17 protein-coding genes are annotated in these 18,203 nt (G+C 63.0%); 7 read left to right on the top strand and 10 right to left on the bottom strand.

Annotation, left to right across the window (positions count from 1 at the left end; all coding sequences use genetic code 11):
- The first annotated feature begins 44 nt into the window (after positions 1-44).
- The gene (locus AYX22_RS11475; protein WP_347565585.1) at positions 45-725 is read left to right on the top strand and encodes a class I SAM-dependent methyltransferase; all 681 of its coding nucleotides are present in this window, start codon (positions 45-47) and stop codon (positions 723-725) included.
- The gene (locus tag AYX22_RS11470) at positions 718-1,848 is read left to right on the top strand and encodes an NAD(P)/FAD-dependent oxidoreductase (protein ID WP_207593597.1); all 1,131 of its coding nucleotides are present in this window, start codon (positions 718-720) and stop codon (positions 1,846-1,848) included. The genes AYX22_RS11475 and AYX22_RS11470 overlap by 8 nt, the downstream gene beginning before the upstream one ends.
- On the opposite strand, the gene AYX22_RS11465 is transcribed toward AYX22_RS11470, so the two are convergent.
- The gene (locus AYX22_RS11465) at positions 1,849-2,256 is read right to left on the bottom strand and encodes a nuclear transport factor 2 family protein (protein WP_207593596.1); all 408 of its coding nucleotides are present in this window, start codon (positions 2,254-2,256) and stop codon (positions 1,849-1,851) included.
- 51 nt (positions 2,257-2,307) lie between these two features.
- On the opposite strand from AYX22_RS11465, the gene AYX22_RS11460 reads away from it, so the two are divergent.
- Positions 2,308-2,982, top strand: a complete 675-nt coding sequence (locus AYX22_RS11460; protein WP_207593595.1) for a peptide deformylase — start codon at positions 2,308-2,310, stop codon at positions 2,980-2,982.
- 30 nt (positions 2,983-3,012) lie between these two features.
- Here the strand turns inward: AYX22_RS11460 and AYX22_RS11455 are convergent, their stop codons facing one another.
- Positions 3,013-5,040 (bottom strand): S9 family peptidase, encoded by a 2,028-nt coding sequence (locus tag AYX22_RS11455; RefSeq protein WP_207593594.1) that lies wholly within the window; start codon positions 5,038-5,040, stop codon positions 3,013-3,015.
- 69 nt (positions 5,041-5,109) lie between these two features.
- On the opposite strand from AYX22_RS11455, the gene AYX22_RS11450 reads away from it, so the two are divergent.
- From AYX22_RS11450 to AYX22_RS11435, 4 genes are all read left to right on the top strand, one after another.
- A complete protein-coding gene (locus AYX22_RS11450; RefSeq protein ID WP_207593593.1) occupies positions 5,110-5,946 on the top strand; it encodes a putative RNA methyltransferase in 837 nt (278 codons plus the stop codon).
- Positions 5,947-6,025: 79 nt separating this feature from the next.
- Positions 6,026-6,487, top strand: a complete 462-nt coding sequence (locus AYX22_RS11445) for an NfeD family protein (RefSeq protein ID WP_207597560.1) — start codon at positions 6,026-6,028, stop codon at positions 6,485-6,487.
- A gap of 82 nt (positions 6,488-6,569) precedes the next feature.
- A complete protein-coding gene (locus AYX22_RS11440) occupies positions 6,570-7,547 on the top strand; it encodes an SPFH domain-containing protein (protein WP_207593592.1) in 978 nt (325 codons plus the stop codon).
- A gap of 256 nt (positions 7,548-7,803) precedes the next feature.
- The gene (locus AYX22_RS11435) at positions 7,804-8,151 is read left to right on the top strand and encodes an RNA polymerase-binding protein RbpA (RefSeq protein WP_011774875.1); all 348 of its coding nucleotides are present in this window, start codon (positions 7,804-7,806) and stop codon (positions 8,149-8,151) included.
- An 88-nt stretch (positions 8,152-8,239) separates the two neighbouring features.
- On the opposite strand, the gene AYX22_RS11430 is transcribed toward AYX22_RS11435, so the two are convergent.
- The 8 genes from AYX22_RS11430 to AYX22_RS11395 all read right to left on the bottom strand — a co-directional run bounded on the left by AYX22_RS11430 (position 8,240) and on the right by AYX22_RS11395 (position 18,130).
- A complete protein-coding gene (locus AYX22_RS11430; protein ID WP_207593591.1) occupies positions 8,240-8,983 on the bottom strand; it encodes a polyprenol monophosphomannose synthase in 744 nt (247 codons plus the stop codon).
- Positions 8,984-9,411: 428 nt separating this feature from the next.
- Positions 9,412-11,070 (bottom strand): amidohydrolase family protein, encoded by a 1,659-nt coding sequence (locus AYX22_RS11425; protein WP_207593590.1) that lies wholly within the window; start codon positions 11,068-11,070, stop codon positions 9,412-9,414.
- A 49-nt stretch (positions 11,071-11,119) separates the two neighbouring features.
- Positions 11,120-14,095: a DEAD/DEAH box helicase gene (locus AYX22_RS11420; protein WP_207593589.1), complete on the bottom strand. Its 2,976-nt coding sequence runs from the start codon at positions 14,093-14,095 to the stop codon at positions 11,120-11,122.
- Between the two features lie 24 nt (positions 14,096-14,119).
- A complete protein-coding gene (gene tatC / locus AYX22_RS11415) occupies positions 14,120-14,956 on the bottom strand; it encodes a twin-arginine translocase subunit TatC (protein WP_207593588.1) in 837 nt (278 codons plus the stop codon).
- 6 nt (positions 14,957-14,962) lie between these two features.
- Positions 14,963-15,232: a Sec-independent protein translocase subunit TatA gene (tatA, locus tag AYX22_RS11410; RefSeq protein ID WP_207593587.1), complete on the bottom strand. Its 270-nt coding sequence runs from the start codon at positions 15,230-15,232 to the stop codon at positions 14,963-14,965.
- A 35-nt stretch (positions 15,233-15,267) separates the two neighbouring features.
- On the bottom strand, positions 15,268-15,618 hold the full coding sequence (locus AYX22_RS11405) for a hypothetical protein (RefSeq protein ID WP_207593586.1): 351 nt from the start codon (positions 15,616-15,618) through the stop codon (positions 15,268-15,270).
- A 9-nt stretch (positions 15,619-15,627) separates the two neighbouring features.
- Positions 15,628-17,640: a WYL domain-containing protein gene (locus AYX22_RS11400; RefSeq protein WP_207593585.1), complete on the bottom strand. Its 2,013-nt coding sequence runs from the start codon at positions 17,638-17,640 to the stop codon at positions 15,628-15,630.
- A gap of 94 nt (positions 17,641-17,734) precedes the next feature.
- Positions 17,735-18,130 carry an FKBP-type peptidyl-prolyl cis-trans isomerase gene (locus AYX22_RS11395; protein ID WP_017200957.1) on the bottom strand — a complete coding sequence of 132 codons (396 nt, stop codon included), beginning with the start codon at positions 18,128-18,130 and terminating at the stop codon, positions 17,735-17,737.
- Between the last annotated feature and the right edge of the window lie 73 nt (positions 18,131-18,203).

Below are 18,203 nucleotides of genomic sequence, written 5' to 3'. Positions count from 1 at the left end.
CTTGGGGGTCCCTTCGGGACAGGGATCTGTCGTCTGTGGAGGAGATGGACAGGGCTGACTGCGACCCCGACCGCCTCACCCGGACCTATGCCAGGTTTCCGGTGGTCAACAGTCTTCTTTCGGGGTGGAGCGGTACCTATCGCCGCAGGATCCGCCCGGTGTTGGCTGCCAAGGGCGCAGCGTCGCTGTTGGACATCGGGTGCGGCAGTGGTGACGTGGCACGGAGCCTTGCTGGGTGGGCCCGGAAGGATGGCTTCCGTCTCACTGTGACTGCGATCGATCCGGATGCCAGGGCTTTTGCCTTTGCCGCGAAGCTTCCCGCGATGGAGGGTGTCACCTACCGTCAAGCACACAGTTCCGAGCTCGTCGCAGAAGGGCTGGTGTTCGATTTCGTTATCTCCAACCACATCCTTCACCACCTCGACGCCGGGCAGATCGCCGGTGTCCTGCGCGACTCGGAGGCGCTCAGCCGCGGCCTCGTCCTCCACAACGACCTCAAACGCAGCAACGTCTCCTACCTGCTGTTCATGGCCTTTTTCTGGCCCTTGGGCCTGGGCTCCTTTATCTGGGGCGACGGCCTTGTATCCATCAAGCGCAGCTACACCGCCGCGGAACTGGCATCCACCGTTCCGGCGAGTTGGAGGGTCCAGGCAAATGGTCTTTGGCATCACCTGCTGGTCCACGAGGAGCGCCCGGATTCGGAAACAAGGGAAGAGAATGTTTGACGTAGTGATCGTCGGTGCCGGGCCCGTGGGACTGTTCATGGGAGCCCTGTTGCTTCAGCAAGGGCATCAGGTGCGGATACTGGAACGGAGGGCCAGCCACAGTGACAGTTCGCGGGCCATCGGTATCCATCCACCGGCGTTGGCGGAGCTGGCCCGCGCCGGGGTTGCCGGAGAGTTGATTGCAGCCGGCGTTCATATCCACCGTGGAGTTGCCTACAGCCAGGGGCGCATGGTTGCCCGGCTGGCGTTCGACGGCGACCCCCACTTCCCGTTCATCCTTGCGGTACCGCAGACGGTTACCGAAAAGGTCCTGGAAAGGACTGTCATGGATCTGGACTCCGCGGCGATCGTCCGCGGTGCGGATGTCCAGGAAGTGGTGGATGACTTCAGGTCCGTGCGCGTCTTGGCGGATTCAGCCGTTGGAGGCCTGGAGTTCCGCGCCCGGTTGGTGGTAGCCGCAGACGGGGCGCACTCAGCGATCCGCCAAAGGATCCTGCCGCACTTGCCGTCACGGAGCTATCCGGACTGCTACATCATGGGTGATTTCGCTGATGCCACTCCCCATGGCACGGATGCCGTCCTCTATCTGGAACCGGCCGGGATTGTGGAGTCGTTTCCGCTGCCGGACGGGGTGCGCCGATGGGTGGTGAGGCTGGGGTCACCCGACAAGGGCACGACGGCGGCCGGGCTGGCTGAGCTGATCGGCGCCAGAACGGGCGAAGTTCCGGACGCCCGCAGCAACACCATGCTGAGTGCCTTCGAGGTGCGGTCCCGGCTTGCGGCGCGAATGGTCCACGGCCGGGTGGTGTTGCTCGGCGACGCCGCCCACGAAATCAGTCCGATCGGTGGTCAAGGCATGAACCTGGGCTGGTTGGACGCCGCGGCACTTGCACCGATCATGGATGCTTCATTTGGTGGGGCCGACGTGGGGCGGCTGCTGGAGCATTTCGAACGGTCCCGCAAAAAGGCGGCCCAACGGGCTTCGCGTCAGGCCGGACTTAACATGGCGCTGGGCAGGCCGTTGCCACCGTCGGTCATGGACGCCCGGAACAGGTTCTTCGCCGGCGTGCTCGGGCTTCCATCAATAGCAGGGGTGGTGGAACGGCGTTTCACCATGCGTTAGCTACTCCGGCGTCGTGTAATAGCAGTCGTACGTATCCTGGCTGACTATCAGCCCGTCCCGCAGCTCAAAGACCGCTGTGCTCCTGGCCCTGATGGTATCGCCGCGGTCCCAGTGCGGGAGGTCAAGGAGCAGCGTGGCCGACCAGTTCATCTCGAGTACCACGCGGTCGCCTTCGCTGGTGGTGCGGACCACCTCGAAACGCTGATCGGCAACAATGTCCTTGCTGTGGTCGGCGCCGGCCAGAGTGTCCTGCAGGTTCCTGGTGGAACCTGTTTTGGACAACGCATGGGGCCACTCCGTGAGTTGGAAGTCCTCAGCAAGGTAGGGCCGCAGCTCAGCAGCTCCGCCGCCGGCTTCAACAGTCCTGACGAACCCCAATACGTGGTCCAAAGAAGATGAATCGGTCATTCATCGAGCCTAGCCCAACGCAACAGACTGGCATGGCGATAGGCTCGTGCCATGAACCATCAACCTCATCACGAGGCCGCGAGCCCAGCCACGGACTACAACCCCACCCAGATCCGGGACGCCGTCCGCAGGTTGCTTGATGCGGAAGAACTTCCCACGATCGTCCAGGCTGGACACCCCGTGCTGCGTCAACTCGCCGCCCCCTTCGATGGCCAGCTGGACGACGTCGAACTGATGGCGTTGGTGGAGCGGATGCGCGAGGTGATGCACGACGCTCCCGGCGTCGGGTTGGCTGCACCCCAGCTGGGCATCCCCCTGCAGTTGGCCGTGCTGGAGGACCAGTACGATCTTGACCCCGCCTCCGCCGCGGTACGGCATCGGGAGCATATGGAGTTTTTCGCCATCGTGAACCCGCAGTGCCGTCCGCTGGGGGTGGAGACGGCCTCCTTCTATGAGGGCTGCCTCTCCGTCAACGGTTACCAGGCTGTGGTGACCCGTCACCGGAATGTAGAACTGAGCTACGTTACGCCCGCGGGTGAGCCAGTGGAGGAATGGTTCTCAGGCTGGCAGGCGCGCATAGTGCAACATGAGACGGACCATCTCCTCGGCACGCTGTACCTGGACCGTGCCGAAATCAGGTCGTTGTCCAGTAACGCGGAGCACTCGGCCCGCTGGGCAACTCCGGAGATCGAGGATGCACGCCGGAGCCTGGGCTTCCTGCGCTGACGGCCAGGTCAGGTCAAGCGGCCCGCTGGGTTAGTGCACCTGGCCCTCCGCCTGATTCGAGGCAGTAGGCAAATACCGTGCCCACCAGTCAAGGATGTGGTCAAAGCGCTGCTTGCGGTGGTGCGGCGTCCCGGACCTGGACAACTCGTGGTCCTCGCCGGGGAAAACCAACAAAGCGGTCTCAACGCCCTGGGCCTTCAGGTGTGAGTAGTAGCGCTGCCCTTGTTCGATGGGGCATCGAAGATCGTTTTCGCTGTGCACCACCAGCGTTGGAGTTTGAACGGCACCCACAACTGCCATGGGGCTCTGGGCCGTCATCTGCTCAGGAGTGCCACCCGTGTACTCACCGCCGAAAAACCAGCCGATATCCGAGGACCCCGCGAAGCTGACCGGGTCCAGGAATCCGCGTTCAACGATTGCTGCTTTGAAGCGGTGATCGTGGGCGATGGTCCAGGCGGTCAGGTAACCCCCGTAGGAACCACCCATGATGCCCACCCGGTCCTTGTCCAGCACCGTGCTATGGGCGGCCAAGGCCGCATCCAGAAATGCCAGCACGTCCTGCATGTCCAAGGTTCCCATGCGCCCTTTGATGGCGCGGCCGTGCGTTTGGCCGTAACCGGCTGAGCCACGGGGATTGCACATCACTACTGCGTATCCGGCGGCAGCGTAGACTTGCGCTTCATCGAAATAAGCTCCCGTGTACTGGGCGAATGGACCACCGTGGATGGACAGCAGCACCGGATGCGGTCCGGGCCCGTCCGGCAGGACCAGCCAACCATGCACCGGATGCCCATCAGAGGATTCGGTGTCGAAGTCCAAGGGCTCGCTGACGCGGGAATTGTTCCTGAGCGCGGCTGAGAAGTCGGTCAACAAGCGCAGTTCCCCACGAACCAGGGAAGCGACGTCGCCCATGGTTGAAGCGTCCGCGAGACTCACGGCGATCTCACCGTTGGCGGCAACCGTTGCGCCAATGACTACCCTGGCACCATGGACCAGCGGCATGATCTCGCCATCGGCGGGAACGTCGAGCAGTTCAACGCTGCCCAGGGCGGTATTCAGGACAAGCACGCTGGCAGGTCCGCTCGGTTCCAAAGGCCCTGAAACGTCCAGATGTTCTTCATCGGTCAGGGCCGTTGCTTCTCCCCCGTCCACCGGCATGACGTACAGGACACCGTTCCGGGCAACAAAGTCCTTGCCTGTAGTGCCCAGGTCCTGGGCGGTATAGAACAGCCAGCGTCCATCCAAGGAGGTCCGGACGCCGGTGACGGTTTGAAGGCCTGCATTGGATGGTTCGACGACGGACGGCTGGCTTCCGCCGGCCTCCACCCTGTAAACCGAGGTGACAAGATCGTCGTCGTGCCCTTCATGCAGCGCCGCCACGAAGTAGAGGTGCGCGCCGTCGGCAGAAAAGCACGGGGACTCGTGGTCTGAATCACCAAACGTCAGTTGCCTGGCCGCTGGAATCCCGGGCGCAGCAGGTGCTGGCCGTTCGTGGGCCGCGCGCCCACGGGGCGCTACCGCGGGCTCACCGCCCAATTCCGGTACTTCAACAACGAAGACCTGCTGGCGCTGATCGGAGGTGTACCCCACGCCGTTCATTCTGTACTGGTTCGCAGTGAGCAGTCGGGCATCCTCGCCGCCGGAGGTCACACCCTCCACCGTTCCGTAACGTCCTTGTTCCGGGACGCGCGCCAGGAAAGCAATCCGGTGCGAATCGGGCGCCCACACGAATCCTGCCACTCCGGTGTGCTGATCCGTGATCCGCTGCGGCTCGCCGCCGGCAGCCTCCACGACGAATATTTGCGGCTTGCCGTCCGGATCGCTCCGGAGGAAGGCCAGGACAAGGCCGTCGGGTGAGAAGGCAGGCGAACTGTCCCTGAAGCCGCGGGTAATGCGACGCGGGTGTTTGGTGGTGTCCAAGGGGACCGTCCACAGTTGGCCAACATAACTGTCTGCGTCAAAATCCGGCCTGGTGACAGAAACCACCGCCTTGGTCCCATCGGGGTGGATGGCAGGGGCGGACACGGAGTTCAGCAGTGGCAGTTGCTCGGGTTTCACGAGGGTGAGCCTAGCCCGGGAGCCCGGCGCCCGGCACCTGACACTCCGTCCAGCCGTAGGATTGAAGCCATGTTGTCCGAAGCCGTCGCTGCCCTCCGTTGTCCGCTGTGCCAAGGAGCGCTCCAGCTGAAGGAAGATCCGCAGAGGACGTTGGCTTGCGCGTCCGGGCACCTTTTCGACTCCGCCAAACAGGGGTACTTCAATCTGTTGACAGGCAAGGGAACAGTCTTTGAATCCGACACTGCAGCCATGGTGGCAGCACGTCACCGGTTCCTGGACGCAGGCCACTACGCTGCTTTAGCCGCCGCCGTCGCCGAAGAAGCGGCCGGCGCGCTCCGCCTTCCCGGTGCGGTGGTTCTGGATGCAGGCACCGGCACAGGTCACTACCTCCACGCGGTTGTCGAAGAATCCGGGGCTGCTGCGATCGGCCTGGACATCTCCAAGTTCGCGCTCCGCAGGGCGGCCCGGCTCAACCCCCAGGCGGCAAACCTCGTGTGGGACATTTGGCGTCCATTACCGGTGGCTGACAATTCGGTGGACGTGGTCATGGTGGTCTTTGCCCCGCGCAACCCAGCCGAGTTCGCGAGGGTCACCCGCCCAGGCGGGAAACTGATCGTGGTGACACCCCGGCCGGGCCATCTCGCCGAGGTTGCTGCCAGGACAGGAATGCTGGGCATCGAAGAGGGCAAGGAGGAACGTCTGGCTGACACCATGAAGGAGTATTTCAGCCCCGCTGCGGTGTACGGACTGGATGTGCCCTTGGAGCTGACCGGACCGCAGCTGGGCGACCTCGCCTACATGGGTCCTGCCGGCCACCATCTCCGGGATCAGGGACAGATGGGTGAGCCCACTGGTTCTGTGTCCACCACCGCGAAATTCCGGATCAACGTCTTTACCGTGCCCTGACGTGGGACAGCGCAGCGGGCTAGGATGGAAGAACAGCGACTGTGATCCCGCCTGCGGGGTCCGGGACCAAGGGGGAATGATGTTTGAATGGCTCGGCGAGAATTGGTGGGCCCTCTGGCTCACGGTCTTCCTCGCGTTCGCAGTGGTGGAAATGCTCACCTTGGACCTCTTCTTCATCATGCTGGGCGGAGGAGCCTTGGCCGGCCTGGTTGCCGACTTCGCCGGCGCGGATTTCTGGCTTCAGATTGTCATCTTCTGCGTGGTTTCCCTCCTGATGATCGCCTTTGTGCGGCCCGTAGCGCTCAAGCACCTTCACAAGGGTCCCGAAGAGCAGCGATCCAACATCGACCGGCTGATTGGCCAGCCCGCTCTCGTCATTGAAGCCGTGAGCGGCACCAGTGGGCTCGTCAAAATTGGCGGTGACGTCTGGAGCGCCCGCAGCACCGCCGGTGTCATCGACGCCGGCGCCACAGTCCAGGTCACCAAAATCGACGGCGCGACGGCGGTAGTCACCTCGCCGGCCGACAACAGCCCGCGCTGACCACGCGCCTTGAATTCACGCGGTTCGGCAGCCTGGCCGGACCGGCGCATCAAACCACGCAATTGGGGAACGAAGGAGATGTATGGACGGCTTAGGAGGAACAGCAGCAGCAATTGTGCTGATTGTTCTCGTTATTTTTGTCATCATAGTGTTGGTCCGCTCGGTAAGGATCATCCCGCAGGCCCGCGCCGGCGTCGTTGAACGACTCGGTAAGTACCAGCGCACGCTGAACCCGGGCCTCACCATCCTGATCCCGTTTGTTGACCGGCTCCTGCCGCTCCTGGACCTCCGCGAACAAGTGGTGTCCTTCCCGCCGCAGCCTGTTATCACTGAGGACAACCTGGTGGTCTCGATCGACACCGTGGTCTATTTCCAGGTCACCGATCCCCGGGCGGCTACGTATGAGATCGCCAACTACATCCAGGCGGTCGAGCAGCTGACAACCACCACGCTCCGCAACGTGGTCGGTGGGCTGAACCTCGAAGAGGCGCTCACATCGCGCGACCAGATCAATGGTCAGTTGCGTGGCGTCCTGGACGAAGCCACGGGCCGTTGGGGAATCCGCGTGTCGCGCGTGGAGCTGAAAGCGATTGATCCGCCCCATTCGATCCAGGACTCGATGGAAAAGCAGATGCGCGCAGAGCGGGATCGCCGTGCGGCCATTCTGACCGCCGAAGGTACCAAGCAGTCGCAAATCCTCACTGCTGAAGGCCAGCGCCAAGCGGCCATTCTCGCCGCTGAGGGTGATGCCAAGGCGGCCATCCTCCGCGCCGACGGTGAAGCCCAGGCCATCCAGAAGGTCTTCGACGCCATCCACAAGGGCAACCCGGACCAGAAGCTTCTTGCTTACCAGTATTTGCAGACCCTCCCGAAGATCGCTGAAGGAAGCTCGAACAAACTCTGGATCATTCCCAGCGAAGTCGGCGAAGCCCTCAAGGGCATCGGCGGCGCCCTCGGAGGGAACAACGGGGACTCCCCCGTAGGTCTTTTCGGTGGCGGGGACGAAAGTAAGACGCCCGCTCCCGCAGCGTCCGCGGAGCATGCACGGCCTGCCGAATAACCAGAGGTTAAGGCTTTACGAGCGGTCAGCCATTCCGGCTGGCCGCTCGTTGCGTGTCGTGGCTTTTGAGTAGTAGGAGATGTTCCGCGTATAATGGGATATTTGTCCGGCTGGTTCAGCCTGGATGGAACATAAAAGCTTGGCCAGGCGTTGCAATTAGTGATGCAAGGTGTGCAGAAGTAGTCCGTAAGGATCGTGAAAACGGCTTACGGCCAGCGCGGGGTTCCTGCTCCGCGTACAGACAGAGGGAGTAATCATGAGCGATCGCAGCCTGCGGGGTATGCGTCTTGGCGCCCAAAGCATGGAAACCGAATCCGGCGTTGAACCGGCACCGCGCCAGCGGGTCGAGTACCGCTGCGAGGACGGCGAGCAGGTCTTCGTAACTTTCTCCTCCGAGGCAGAGATTCCCCCGGTTTGGGTTTCGAAGACCGGCAAGGAAGCTCTTCTGGTCGATGGCGAGCGTCCTGTGGATGCCAACGAGAAAGCCGTCCGCACTCACTGGGACATGCTGCTGGAACGCCGCAGCCTTCCTGAGCTGGAGCAGATCCTTGAAGATCGTTTGAACATTCTGCGTGAGCGCCGCGGAGAGCGCCGCTCGGCTTAGTCTGCAACCCAGACAAAAGCACGCCCAGACCAAGAAAGGCCGGGTCTGGTTCCCTAGGGAACCAGACCCGGCCTTTCTTTTGGCAGAGCTACTTTGCCGTGGCGGGCGTCTTGCGGGTGAGCTTTGCCCAGCGGGCCGCCAATCCCCACTTGGTGACGTTGATCATGGCTTCCACCACAATGTTGCCGCTCATCTTCGACGCACCCAGCTCCCGCTCCACAAAGGTAATGGGGCGTTCCTCGATGCGGAGGCCCAGCTTGGCCACCCGCCAGGCGAGGTCCACCTGGAAGCCGTAGCCGACCGACTCGACCTCATCCAGGTTCAGCGCCTCCAGGGTGCTGCGCTTGAAGGCGCGGTAGCCTCCGGTGACATCCTTGATCTTCACGCCGAGCATGATGCGGGCATAGGTACTGCCGACACGTGAGATGGCCTGGCGGTAGAGCGGCCAGTTGACCACGCTGCCACCGGGGACCCAGCGTGAGCCCATGGCGAGGTCGGCTCCATCCCTGACGGCATCCAGGAGCAACGGCAACTGTTCCGGTTTGTGCGAACCGTCGGCGTCCATTTCCACCAGGACGTCATATCCGGCGGCGAGCCCCCACTTGAAACCGGCGATATAGGCCGCACCGAGGCCTTCCTTGCCCTTACGATGCAAGACATGAACCTGGTGGTCTTTGGCAGCAAACTCATCGGCCAGTTGTCCGGTACCATCAGGGCTGTTGTCGTCAACCACTAGAACATCGGACTCGGGAACTGCTGCGCGCAGCCGCCCCAGGGTCACCGGGAGCGATTCGAGCTCGTTGTAGGTGGGAATGATCGTCAGGACACGCAAGAAGAGGCCTTTCCTTGATGGAGCGGTCAGTGTGCCGGACCAGCCGTGGCGGCTGGCATTCTGGCGCAACTCTCCATTATAGGACGCCGCAGCGCGCTCCCTGGGCGGTAGTGGCGTGGGACACAGGCGGAGGTGCCGGAGGCGGCATGCCGCGGGCAGGTCCACAAGCCCAGGTCCAGTGGCGCCGGGCAACTGAGTCCCGGACGAACTGTTTTCTGGGTCGCTGCGGACCTGCCCACCTGTTTGCCGCCACCATGAACGTGCTCCGGCCGCGACCGAACCATCAAACCGTGGCTTTCGCCCGCGGGCTGATCATCCGTTGAGCCTCAATGCTACGGATTCACCCCACGCTGTCAACCGCCCGGTGACCTGCGGATCCTGGCATCGGCCCAGTTCAGCAGGCTACTGGCGGCTGGAAATTGATTCCCCTAAACCCGGAGCGACCCGTGGGCGAACAGCTCTTGTCCTTCACGGACGGTCTGCAGGCACCGGGGGTCGCTGCCGGTATCCAGTGCGGGCAACAGCGGTGTCCGCGCCCGCGGGTCCGTGCTCCATGATTGGACGCGGCTGTCTGCCACCTGGACCATCAGCTCCTCCACTTCCCACACCGCGAAACTGGCAGGTGCACCGGGCACCAGCTGGCCCATCAGGGGGTTGCGGTACTTCGCGGCGCGCCAGCCGGCGCGTGTATGGCCCAGGAAAGCGGCCCTGGCGGATATCCGTTGTTCCGGGTTGCTGTGTTCCAAGCACGCGCGCACGCTGGTCCACGGACGAAGAGGCGTGACAGGGCTGTCGCTGCCAAAGGCGATAGGGACACCACTCGCGTAGAAGGACGCGAAGGGGTTCATGGCCTTGCTTCGACCTCCCAGGCGCTGCTCGTACAACCCGCCTGGAGCGCCCCACGCGGCGTCGAAGCCAGGTTGCACGCTGACGGTGATGGAGTACTTGGCCAGCTTGTCGATGGCGGACTGATCGGCCAGTTCAACGTGCTCCAGCCGGTGGCCCGCGGCCCGGATCCGCTGCTCCCCTACCTCAGCTGCGGCAACGTCCAAGGCTTCCAGAACGGTGGCGAGGCCAGCGTCGCCAATGACGTGGAAGCCCGCTTGGACGCCAAGCTGGGAGGTTGCAGCAAGGTGCCGGGCTGCATCATCCACGGAGAGGTACAGGCTGCCGCGGTGCCCAGGCGCATCGGAATAGTCATCCAGGAGGGCAGCTGTTCGGGAACCAAGCGAACCGTCTACGTTAAGGTCTCCGGCGAGACCCAGGACCTTGGTCCCCAGGCCGCCCAGAATGTTCTCGGCGTGCTCCACAGACGAGGCCAGCTCGCCCCAGTACGGGAGCACTTCAGGGCTGCCACCGAGGTCGTTCCACGACGCTGCCAGTCGCAAGTCGTCCGGGCCGCAGATGTGGGGTGCCGACATTTCAGCCACTGCTACATAGCCTTGGGACGCCGCTTCCTTGAGGGCACGTTCCTGGAGTCCCCGCCGCACCGCTTCGGGAAACTGCCGGGCTGTGAGGCGCGCAGCGGTATGCGCTGCACGTACAACCCGTGGGCCGCCGGAGAACCCGTCCACGCCTTTCAGGCCGGCAGCTGCGGCCAACGATGAAGAAACCAAGGCGGAGTGGACATCAATGCGGGAGAGGTAGACCTGCCGTCCAGTCCCTGCCCGGTCAAGTTCTTCGATGGTGGGCAGCGAGGAGTCGTTCCACGCTGTCTCATCCCATCCGTGCCCGATAATGGTGCCGTCGCCGCCGGCAGTGGCAACGGCGTCGAGCAGTTCCTTGGCTGAGCGCACGGTGGCGAGGTCCACGCCGGAAAGGGCAAGGCCCGTTTCTGTGAGGTGCGCATGCGAGTCCACAAAGCCGGGCGCAAGGAGGGCGCCGCGGAGATCGATGATCTCCATGGATGAGTCAGCGATGGACGTGGCGGCTTGCTCGGAGCCCACCCAGGCGACGGTATCGCCGTCCACCACCATGGCCGTGGCAAAGGGATCAGCGGCCGTATAAATGGATCCGTTGCGGTACATGGTGACCTTGCGGCCCTCAGCGGTACGGTTGTGGCCGGCTGGCACGCCTGGCTGGTTCATGCGTTGTGCTCCTTGAGCGTTGGAAACGGTCAATCAGTGAAGGGTGGCGCTAGGCCACAGTGGAGTAGGCAACAACGCCGCGACGAACCAGCTCAATGGCCTCACGGCAGATCCTTGCCACTCTGGGGTCGAGTTGGGGGATCTTGGCCAATTGGTCAAGGAGGTCCACTACCTGCTTGGCCCAACGGACAAAGTCGCCGGCGGCGAGGTCGGTTCCGCTCAGGACATCCTGCAGGTGGCGGCCCTTGGCCCACTTATACATGGGCCACATCAGTCCAAGTTCCGGCTCGCCCGTCAAAGGGAGCCTGTAATGTTCCTCGGTATCCTCCAGCTGGGACCATTCGCGGACGACAATATCCACGGCGGTCTCCAGCGAAACACTGGGCATCTTGGGCCGCAGGCCGCGGTCTTCGCGTTTGGCTTGGTAGACCAGCGTGCTGGCCAAGGACGCCAACTCGGCGGCATCGAGATCGTTCAATGCCCCGCGTCGGACCGACTGTGAAATGAGCAGATCCTTCTCGCCATAGATCCGGCGAAGCCGCTGCCCGTCGAAACTGATGCTGACGTGGCCGGCGTCGTTCGTCTCCAGGTAGCCATACGCGGAGAGCAGATCACACACGCGGTCGAAGGTTTTGGCGATGGTGTTGGTGCGGCTCTGGATCTGGCGGACCAGTCCGTCGGTTTCCTTCCGCAACTTCCACCAGCGCTCCGACCAGCGGGCGTGGTCTTCGCGTTCGCTGCAGCCGTGGCAGGGGTGGGCGCGCAGTGCACGCCTCAGATCGGCGATCTTCTTTTCCTGGTCGGGCAGGCGGGCCCCCAGGCCGAAGTCCTCGTGCCTGCTGTTGCGGCGGCTGTGCGGTGCATCTTCACTGATGGCGTGGCGCATGGAGGAGGCGAGGTCGCGGCGGGCCTTGGGCACCTTGGCATTGAACGATTTGGGTATGCGGATCCGCGTCACGGGCGAGACCGGTCCGTCGAGATCGTGCACGCCGATCCGGCGAAGCTGGTTATCCGAGGTCAGCACCGATGGCCGGGGCTCACGGGCATTCGGATCCACTTCGAGAACAACCGCATGGCCGGCCAGCCTGCCGCTGAAGATACTGATGACATCGCCGGGGATCAGCCGGGCCAGGGAATCGGCAACGTGGGACTTGCGGGCGCGCTGATGGTCGCGGGCCGCGAAATTCTCTGCGTCGCTCAGCTCCCGCCGGAGTTTTGCGTACTCGGTAAAGTCACCCAGATGGCACTGCATGGATTTGGCGTAGCCAGCCAGAGACTCTTCGCGCCCCCGCACCTGCCGGGCGATACCCACCACGGAGCGGTCTGCCTGGAACTGGGCAAAAGAGGACTCCAGGATTTCGCGGGCGCGAACACGGCCAAACTGGGCAATCAAGTTGATGCTCATGTTGTAGGTGGGCCGGAAGCTGGAGTTCAGGGGGTACGTCCGCCGTGAGGCCAAGCCTGCCACGGCTGCGGGGTCGGTCCCCGGCTGCCAGAGCACCACCGCATGGCCTTCGACGTCGATGCCCCGGCGTCCTGCCCGGCCCGTCAGCTGGGTGTACTCCCCCGCTGTGATATTGACATGGGCTTCACCGTTGAACTTTTCCAGTTTCTCCAGCACCACGCAGCGGGCCGGCATGTTGACGCCCAGGGCCAGCGTTTCGGTGGCGAAGACGGCCTTGACCAAGCCATCGGCAAAGAGTTTTTCCACCACTTCCTTGAAGGTGGGCAGCATACCCGCGTGGTGGGCGGCAAAGCCCCTGAGGAGTCCGTCGCGCCAGCCCCAGAAACCGAGGACGTCGAGATCGTCTGCAGGAATTTCGTGACTGGCTTCGTCCACGCGCTGGGCGATGATTTGTTGTTCACGCTCCGTTGTCAGCCATAGCCCGGAGGCTGCACACTGTGCGACGGCTGCGTCACAGCCGGCCCTGGAGAAAATAAACGTGATCGCAGGCAGCAGATCCTGGCGCCTGAGGCTCTCAATGACCTGGGGCCGGCTTGCCTTGCGAACCGGGCTGCGTTGCTCTGACTGCTGGCGTTCATCGCGGTGACGGTCCTGACGGCGGCGGCTGCGTCCCCCGTGGCCAAAACGGCCGCTCATGTTCATGCGGCTCTCGGAACGGGCCATGGCCAGCAGATCCGGATTGACCTCAAACTCAGGTCCAGTGACGGCCTGCTGGACTTTGGCGGCGGAGGAACGCTTGGCATGGACGTTTCGCCGGTCCGTGGGGGCGGGTTCGCTGGCTACCTCGGCGGCCTCGGAAATATCGGGCACCTCAGTCTCCGGCGCCCCGGTGGCCTGGGGTGCAATTTCATCGAAGGTGGTGTCGCCGGCGAAGAGATCGACTATTTCGCGGCCCACCATGACGTGCTGCCACAGCGGTACCGGCCGGTGTTCGGAGACGATGACGTCTGTATCACCCCGGACAGTATCCAGCCAGGCGCCAAACTCTTCAGCGTTGGAAACGGTGGCACTGAGCGAAGCCACCTGGACCTCGCTGGGCAAATGGATGATGACTTCTTCCCAGACTGCACCCCGGAAGCGATCAGCCAGGTAATGGACTTCGTCCATTACCACAAACCCCAGGTCGCCCAGGGTCTCGGAGTCTGCATACAGCATGTTCCGCAGGACTTCGGTGGTCATGACCACCACAGGGGCGTCGCCATTGATGGTGGTATCGCCTGTCAGCAGGCCTACGTTCGCAGCGCCGTATTTTGATGCCAGCTCCGAGAACTTCTGGTTGCTCAGCGCCTTGATGGGGGTGGTGTAGAAAGCCTTGAGGCCTCGTTCCAGAGCAAGGTAGATCGCGAACTCCCCCACGATCGTCTTGCCTGCCCCCGTGGGTGCTGCCACCAGGACGCCACGGCCCTCCTGGAGGGACCTGCATGCCTCGCGTTGAAAGTCATCCAGGTCAAAATCCAAGGAACGGGCGAAGGCGCCCAGATAGGTTTTGGACTCAGAGGCCCGCTGCGCTGCAGCCTGGTAGCTCTCTGATGGTGATGGAGACCCGGAGATGGAGGACATGCATCAAGCCTAGTGGCCCACGGTCTAGAGATTCTCCAGATCCGATGCCCGGGTGGCGATGTCCGCCGTGGCTTCAGTCTCAGCTGCCCGCTTGATGGCACGGCGTTCACGGCGACGGTCGTTAAGGACGCAGACTCCAATGGCCGCAAAGAACAGGAGCAGCATGGGTGCTGCGAGATAGAACATGCTCATGGCGTCAGCGCCGGGAGCGGCCATCGCAGCGAACAAGCAGACCAGGAAGATGGTAATGCGCCAACTCTTGATGAGTTGCTTGCCTTTGACGATCCCGGCAAGGTTCAGCCCAACGAGCACCACGGGAACCAGGAAGGCGATGCCGAACGCCAGCAGGAGCCTCAGGACAAACGCCAGGTAAACCTGGGCGGTGATGAAGTTGGAGGCACCCGACGGGGTGAAATCCGTCAACACCCTGACGGCATTGGGGAGCACCAGCCAGGCAAGGAGTACCCCGCCGACGAAGAGGGGTACGGCCGCGGCCACGAAGGCCAACGCCAAGCGCCGTTCCTTCTTGTGCAGCCCAGGCACAATGAAGGCCCAGAGCTGGTAGATCCACACCGGGCAGGCAAGGAGCACGCCGAGGAACACCGAGACCTGCACCATGAGGTCAAAAGAGCTGGCCACTCCGTCAAAGTTCAGGGTGGCGGCGCGCCCCTCCTTCTCGTTAAGGTCCTTGATCGGTTTGATCAGGGCCTCCAGAAGCGGTTGGTAGACGATGAAGCCCACCACGGTGCCAAGGATGATGCCGATTGCAGCCTTGAAGAGCCGGTTCTTCAGCTCCTTGAGGTGGTCAAGGAGCGCCATCCGGGCTTCGGGGTTGGCCTTGCGCCCCTTCGTTTCCACCACTTCTCTCTAGACGCGGTTGGAGGGCGGAACGTCAGTCTCGCCGGTGTTCTTGACCTTGGCGTCCGGGTGGCCTACTACCTTGCCTTCAACGGCGTCGGAAGCGTCCTGGGAGTCCTTCGCTTCGGAAGAACCGTCCTTCTTCATTTCGCGGACTTCAGACTTGAAAATGCGCATCGACTGCCCAATGCTGCGCGCCATGGACGGCAGCTTCGGCGCTGCGAAGAGCACCAGAGCCAGGACGATGATGATGATGAGATGCCAGCCTTCGAGCCTCATGTGGGAGGTCCTTTCCTTTTGGATACATCCTACGTCTATCTGAATTCAATGTCGTGCAGGGATTGGGGCTGACCCCGCTCTGCTTTGCGCTTGACGCGCCTTTGGCGACGAACTTCCTGGCGGAAGGCTTTGGCCGTCAGGTAATCATGACGCATCTGATCCGGTGAGGCAAAAATTGCGGACCCGGGCCCGGGGCGGTTTTCCGAGGTTTCAACGTCGGAGGTTTCGACGACAGGTGGAAGGTTGCTGAAACGTTTACCCGCGTCGCCCAGTTCATGAACAGTTGACATGAATTTTCTGAACAAGCGATACCCCAGCGTCAGGTGAAGCAGCAACGACAGGGCTATGAGCGCGATCCACAACAGGATCCAGAACCACCAAGGCATCTGAGTAGTCTAGCCAGCCGCGCGGTCGGACGGAGAGTCGTACTGCTCCAGGGCCACGTTAAGCCATGTCCTGGTTTGATCGCGCAGGGCCACGGGTTCCAGGATTCGGACGGAGCCGCCGTGTTGGGAAACGAACATGGGCAGCCACTCCGCTGTGCCGAACCGCACCTCGGCAAGGAGGCCGCCGTCGGGCAGTTGCGCAGTGCGCTCCGCGTAGTAGTCATCCGCCAGCCCCAAACCCTGCCTGGTCAGGTGCAGCACCACCAGGACGTCGTCGTCGCTGGGCGTAAACAAGCGGGCAGGAAAGTCCTGCTCTGCAGTGGCCGTCCCTGAGGCAGGGCGTCCGTTCGGTTCGACGATTTCCACCCTGTCCAAGCGGAAGTTCCTGATGCCTGCCTTGCTGTGGCAATACGCCTCGAAGTACCACGTATTATCCAGCGAATAGAGCCGCAGGGGGTCAACGTCCCTTTCGGTCAGCTCGTCCCGCTGCCGGGAAAGATACTTCAAGTGCAGTTGGCGGCCGTCCCTGATCGCCTGGGTAATGACGGCGAACGCCTGTGATTGCTCGGGCTCAACGGATTGGCCGGCTACTGCGCCAGCCAAGCGTCCCGCCTGCCCTGCAGCGCCAGTCAGTTTGATGGTGACGGATTCCAAGGCACTCCCTGGCTCGTCTTCGGAGACGCCCGCCAACGCCGGAAGGTCTCCCAGCATGGCCAGGCCGGTCAGCAAGGCAGCGGCTTCATCTTCGCTGAAGCGTACCGGGCGGTTCAGGTCCAGGTGCTCGGAGATGTACACATGGTCGTTCTCCCACTGGATGTCCAGGAGGTCATCCGGATATCCCTCAGGGAGTCCCGAACAGATGAGGATCTTCAGATCGTCTATCAGCGCCTTGCGGGTGATGCCGAAGTGGTCTGCCACTTCCTGGATGTGGAGACCCTGGTGATGGACCAGGAACGGGACCAGCTGCAGCATTCTGGCGAGTTGGTCCTCGGAGGTGCGCTTACGGGCACGCTGGGCCCGCGCGGCCTCCGGGAACACCACCGGTACGGGCGGTCCAGCATCGAAGTCCAGGGCACCTTGGAGGCGGCGCACGACGGCGGCACGCAGTTCAGCGGGGCCGTCCACCTTTACGTGCGGACCGTACGAGGCCAGCTCTTCGGCGAGAACCTCGGGATCCCGGAACTCCACCATGACGCGGTCCCGGGTGGAATCCACGGGGGATGTTTCGACGGCCCTTTTGCGCAAGGCGAGCAGGCGGTCCTTGTCGACGGAGAGCGTGGCCCGCTGCACGGGCAATTCATGGAGGGCATCCAGCTCGGCCCTGGCATTGAAACCAGCCGGCGGCTCGAAGCTGCTCCCCGGCACCAGGGCCACCGCGGTAGTCATCCGTGAAAGCCGGAAGAGCCTCTTTGCTCCCCTCCCCCGGTCGAAGCCCACGAGGTACCACTGCCCAAAGCGGCTGCCGAGTCCCCAAGGCTCAACCTCCCGGACTTCTTCACGCCCGGTAGTGACGGCGAGGTAGCCGAAGCGGACCGGATGGTTGCCATGCATGGCTGCCACGACGTCGTCGAAGGCTTGTCCTGCGGGTTTGATCCGGGGCTGGACCCCGGCGGGGAGGTCCACATCCGTGAAACCTCCTGCGGCTTGCAGCTTGCGGACGGCGTTGGCTGCCGCGGACCCAAGCGCTGCCCGTTCCCACAGCTGCGCAGCGAGAAGCAACACGGTGCATTCCGCGGGCGTGAGGCTCACATCGGGCAGCCTGTTGGAGTCCTTGCCGATGCGATAGCGCGTTGACGCAGGGTCATCGACACCGAAGTGGCGTGGATCCGTGAGTGTCTCGATCTCAAAGCCAAACTGTTTCAAATCTACTTTGTCGCGCTCGAACATGCGCCCGAAGGCAACGTCATTCTCTGCGGAATCGTGGTAGACCTTCTCGCGCAGGACGGAGCGTGGCAGGCCCACCCGGGTATTGAGCAAAGCCAGGAGAAGGTTCAAGAGTCGTTCAGTGCGGGATGCGGACACGGTTGCTACGTTACTAAAGTCCGGCGGGAAAGCAGCAAGGCGCGTCACCAACCGGTAAAACCGGAAAGCAACGCGCCTTGCCCTGAGAGGTGTCCTAGCGGACGGCCACGAGGTCTACAACGAAGATCAGTGCTTCGTTGGGCTTGATGGCTCCACCGGCGCCACGGGAACCGTAGGCGAGCTCCGAAGGAATCTCCAGGCGGCGGCGACCGCCGACCTTCATGCCCAGCAGGCCCTGGTCCCAGCCCTGGATGACCTGGCCGACGCCAACGCGGAAGTCCAGCGGAGCGCCGCGGCCCCAGGAAGCGTCGAATTCTTCGCCGGTGGACCAGGCGACGCCAACGTAGTGGGTGGAGACGGTGTCGCCGGCTTTGGCTTCGGGACCGGTGCCCTCAATGAGGTCCGTGATCACGAGGTCGGTGGGGACATCGCCTTCAGGGAAGTCGATTTCAGGCTTGGTGCGGTCAAAGTCACGCTGACCAAATGACATGGTTGCTCCTTGGTGTGGGGGTCGGATTGGTGTCAGGAACCAGCGTAAGCCAGTGCCCGGCAGTCTTGTCGAC

It is taken from the genome of Arthrobacter sp. D5-1, assembly GCF_017357425.1.
Taxonomy (GTDB): domain Bacteria; phylum Actinomycetota; class Actinomycetes; order Actinomycetales; family Micrococcaceae; genus Arthrobacter.
This window is presented reverse-complemented; position numbering and strand designations above follow the sequence as displayed.

Bases quoted from the DNA above. Each gene is read 5' to 3' on its own strand.
- AYX22_RS11470 (WP_207593597.1), top strand. From the start codon at position 718: ATGTTTGACGTAGTGATCGTCGGTGCCGGGCCCGTGGGACTGTTCATG.
- AYX22_RS11445 (WP_207597560.1), top strand. From the start codon at position 6,026: ATGTTTGAATGGCTCGGCGAGAATTGGTGGGCCCTCTGGCTCACGGTC.
- AYX22_RS11475 (WP_347565585.1), top strand. From the start codon at position 45: ATGGACAGGGCTGACTGCGACCCCGACCGCCTCACCCGGACCTATGCC.
- tatA (WP_207593587.1), bottom strand. From the start codon at position 15,232: ATGAGGCTCGAAGGCTGGCATCTCATCATCATCATCGTCCTGGCTCTG.
- AYX22_RS11440 (WP_207593592.1), top strand. From the start codon at position 6,570: ATGGACGGCTTAGGAGGAACAGCAGCAGCAATTGTGCTGATTGTTCTC.
- AYX22_RS11405 (WP_207593586.1), bottom strand. From the start codon at position 15,618: ATGCCTTGGTGGTTCTGGATCCTGTTGTGGATCGCGCTCATAGCCCTG.
- AYX22_RS11465 (WP_207593596.1), bottom strand. From the start codon at position 2,256: ATGACCGATTCATCTTCTTTGGACCACGTATTGGGGTTCGTCAGGACT.
- AYX22_RS11460 (WP_207593595.1), top strand. From the start codon at position 2,308: ATGAACCATCAACCTCATCACGAGGCCGCGAGCCCAGCCACGGACTAC.
- AYX22_RS11450 (WP_207593593.1), top strand. From the start codon at position 5,110: ATGTTGTCCGAAGCCGTCGCTGCCCTCCGTTGTCCGCTGTGCCAAGGA.
- AYX22_RS11395 (WP_017200957.1), bottom strand. From the start codon at position 18,130: ATGTCATTTGGTCAGCGTGACTTTGACCGCACCAAGCCTGAAATCGAC.
- AYX22_RS11435 (WP_011774875.1), top strand. From the start codon at position 7,804: ATGAGCGATCGCAGCCTGCGGGGTATGCGTCTTGGCGCCCAAAGCATG.
- AYX22_RS11420 (WP_207593589.1), bottom strand. From the start codon at position 14,095: ATGTCCTCCATCTCCGGGTCTCCATCACCATCAGAGAGCTACCAGGCT.
- AYX22_RS11425 (WP_207593590.1), bottom strand. From the start codon at position 11,070: ATGAACCAGCCAGGCGTGCCAGCCGGCCACAACCGTACCGCTGAGGGC.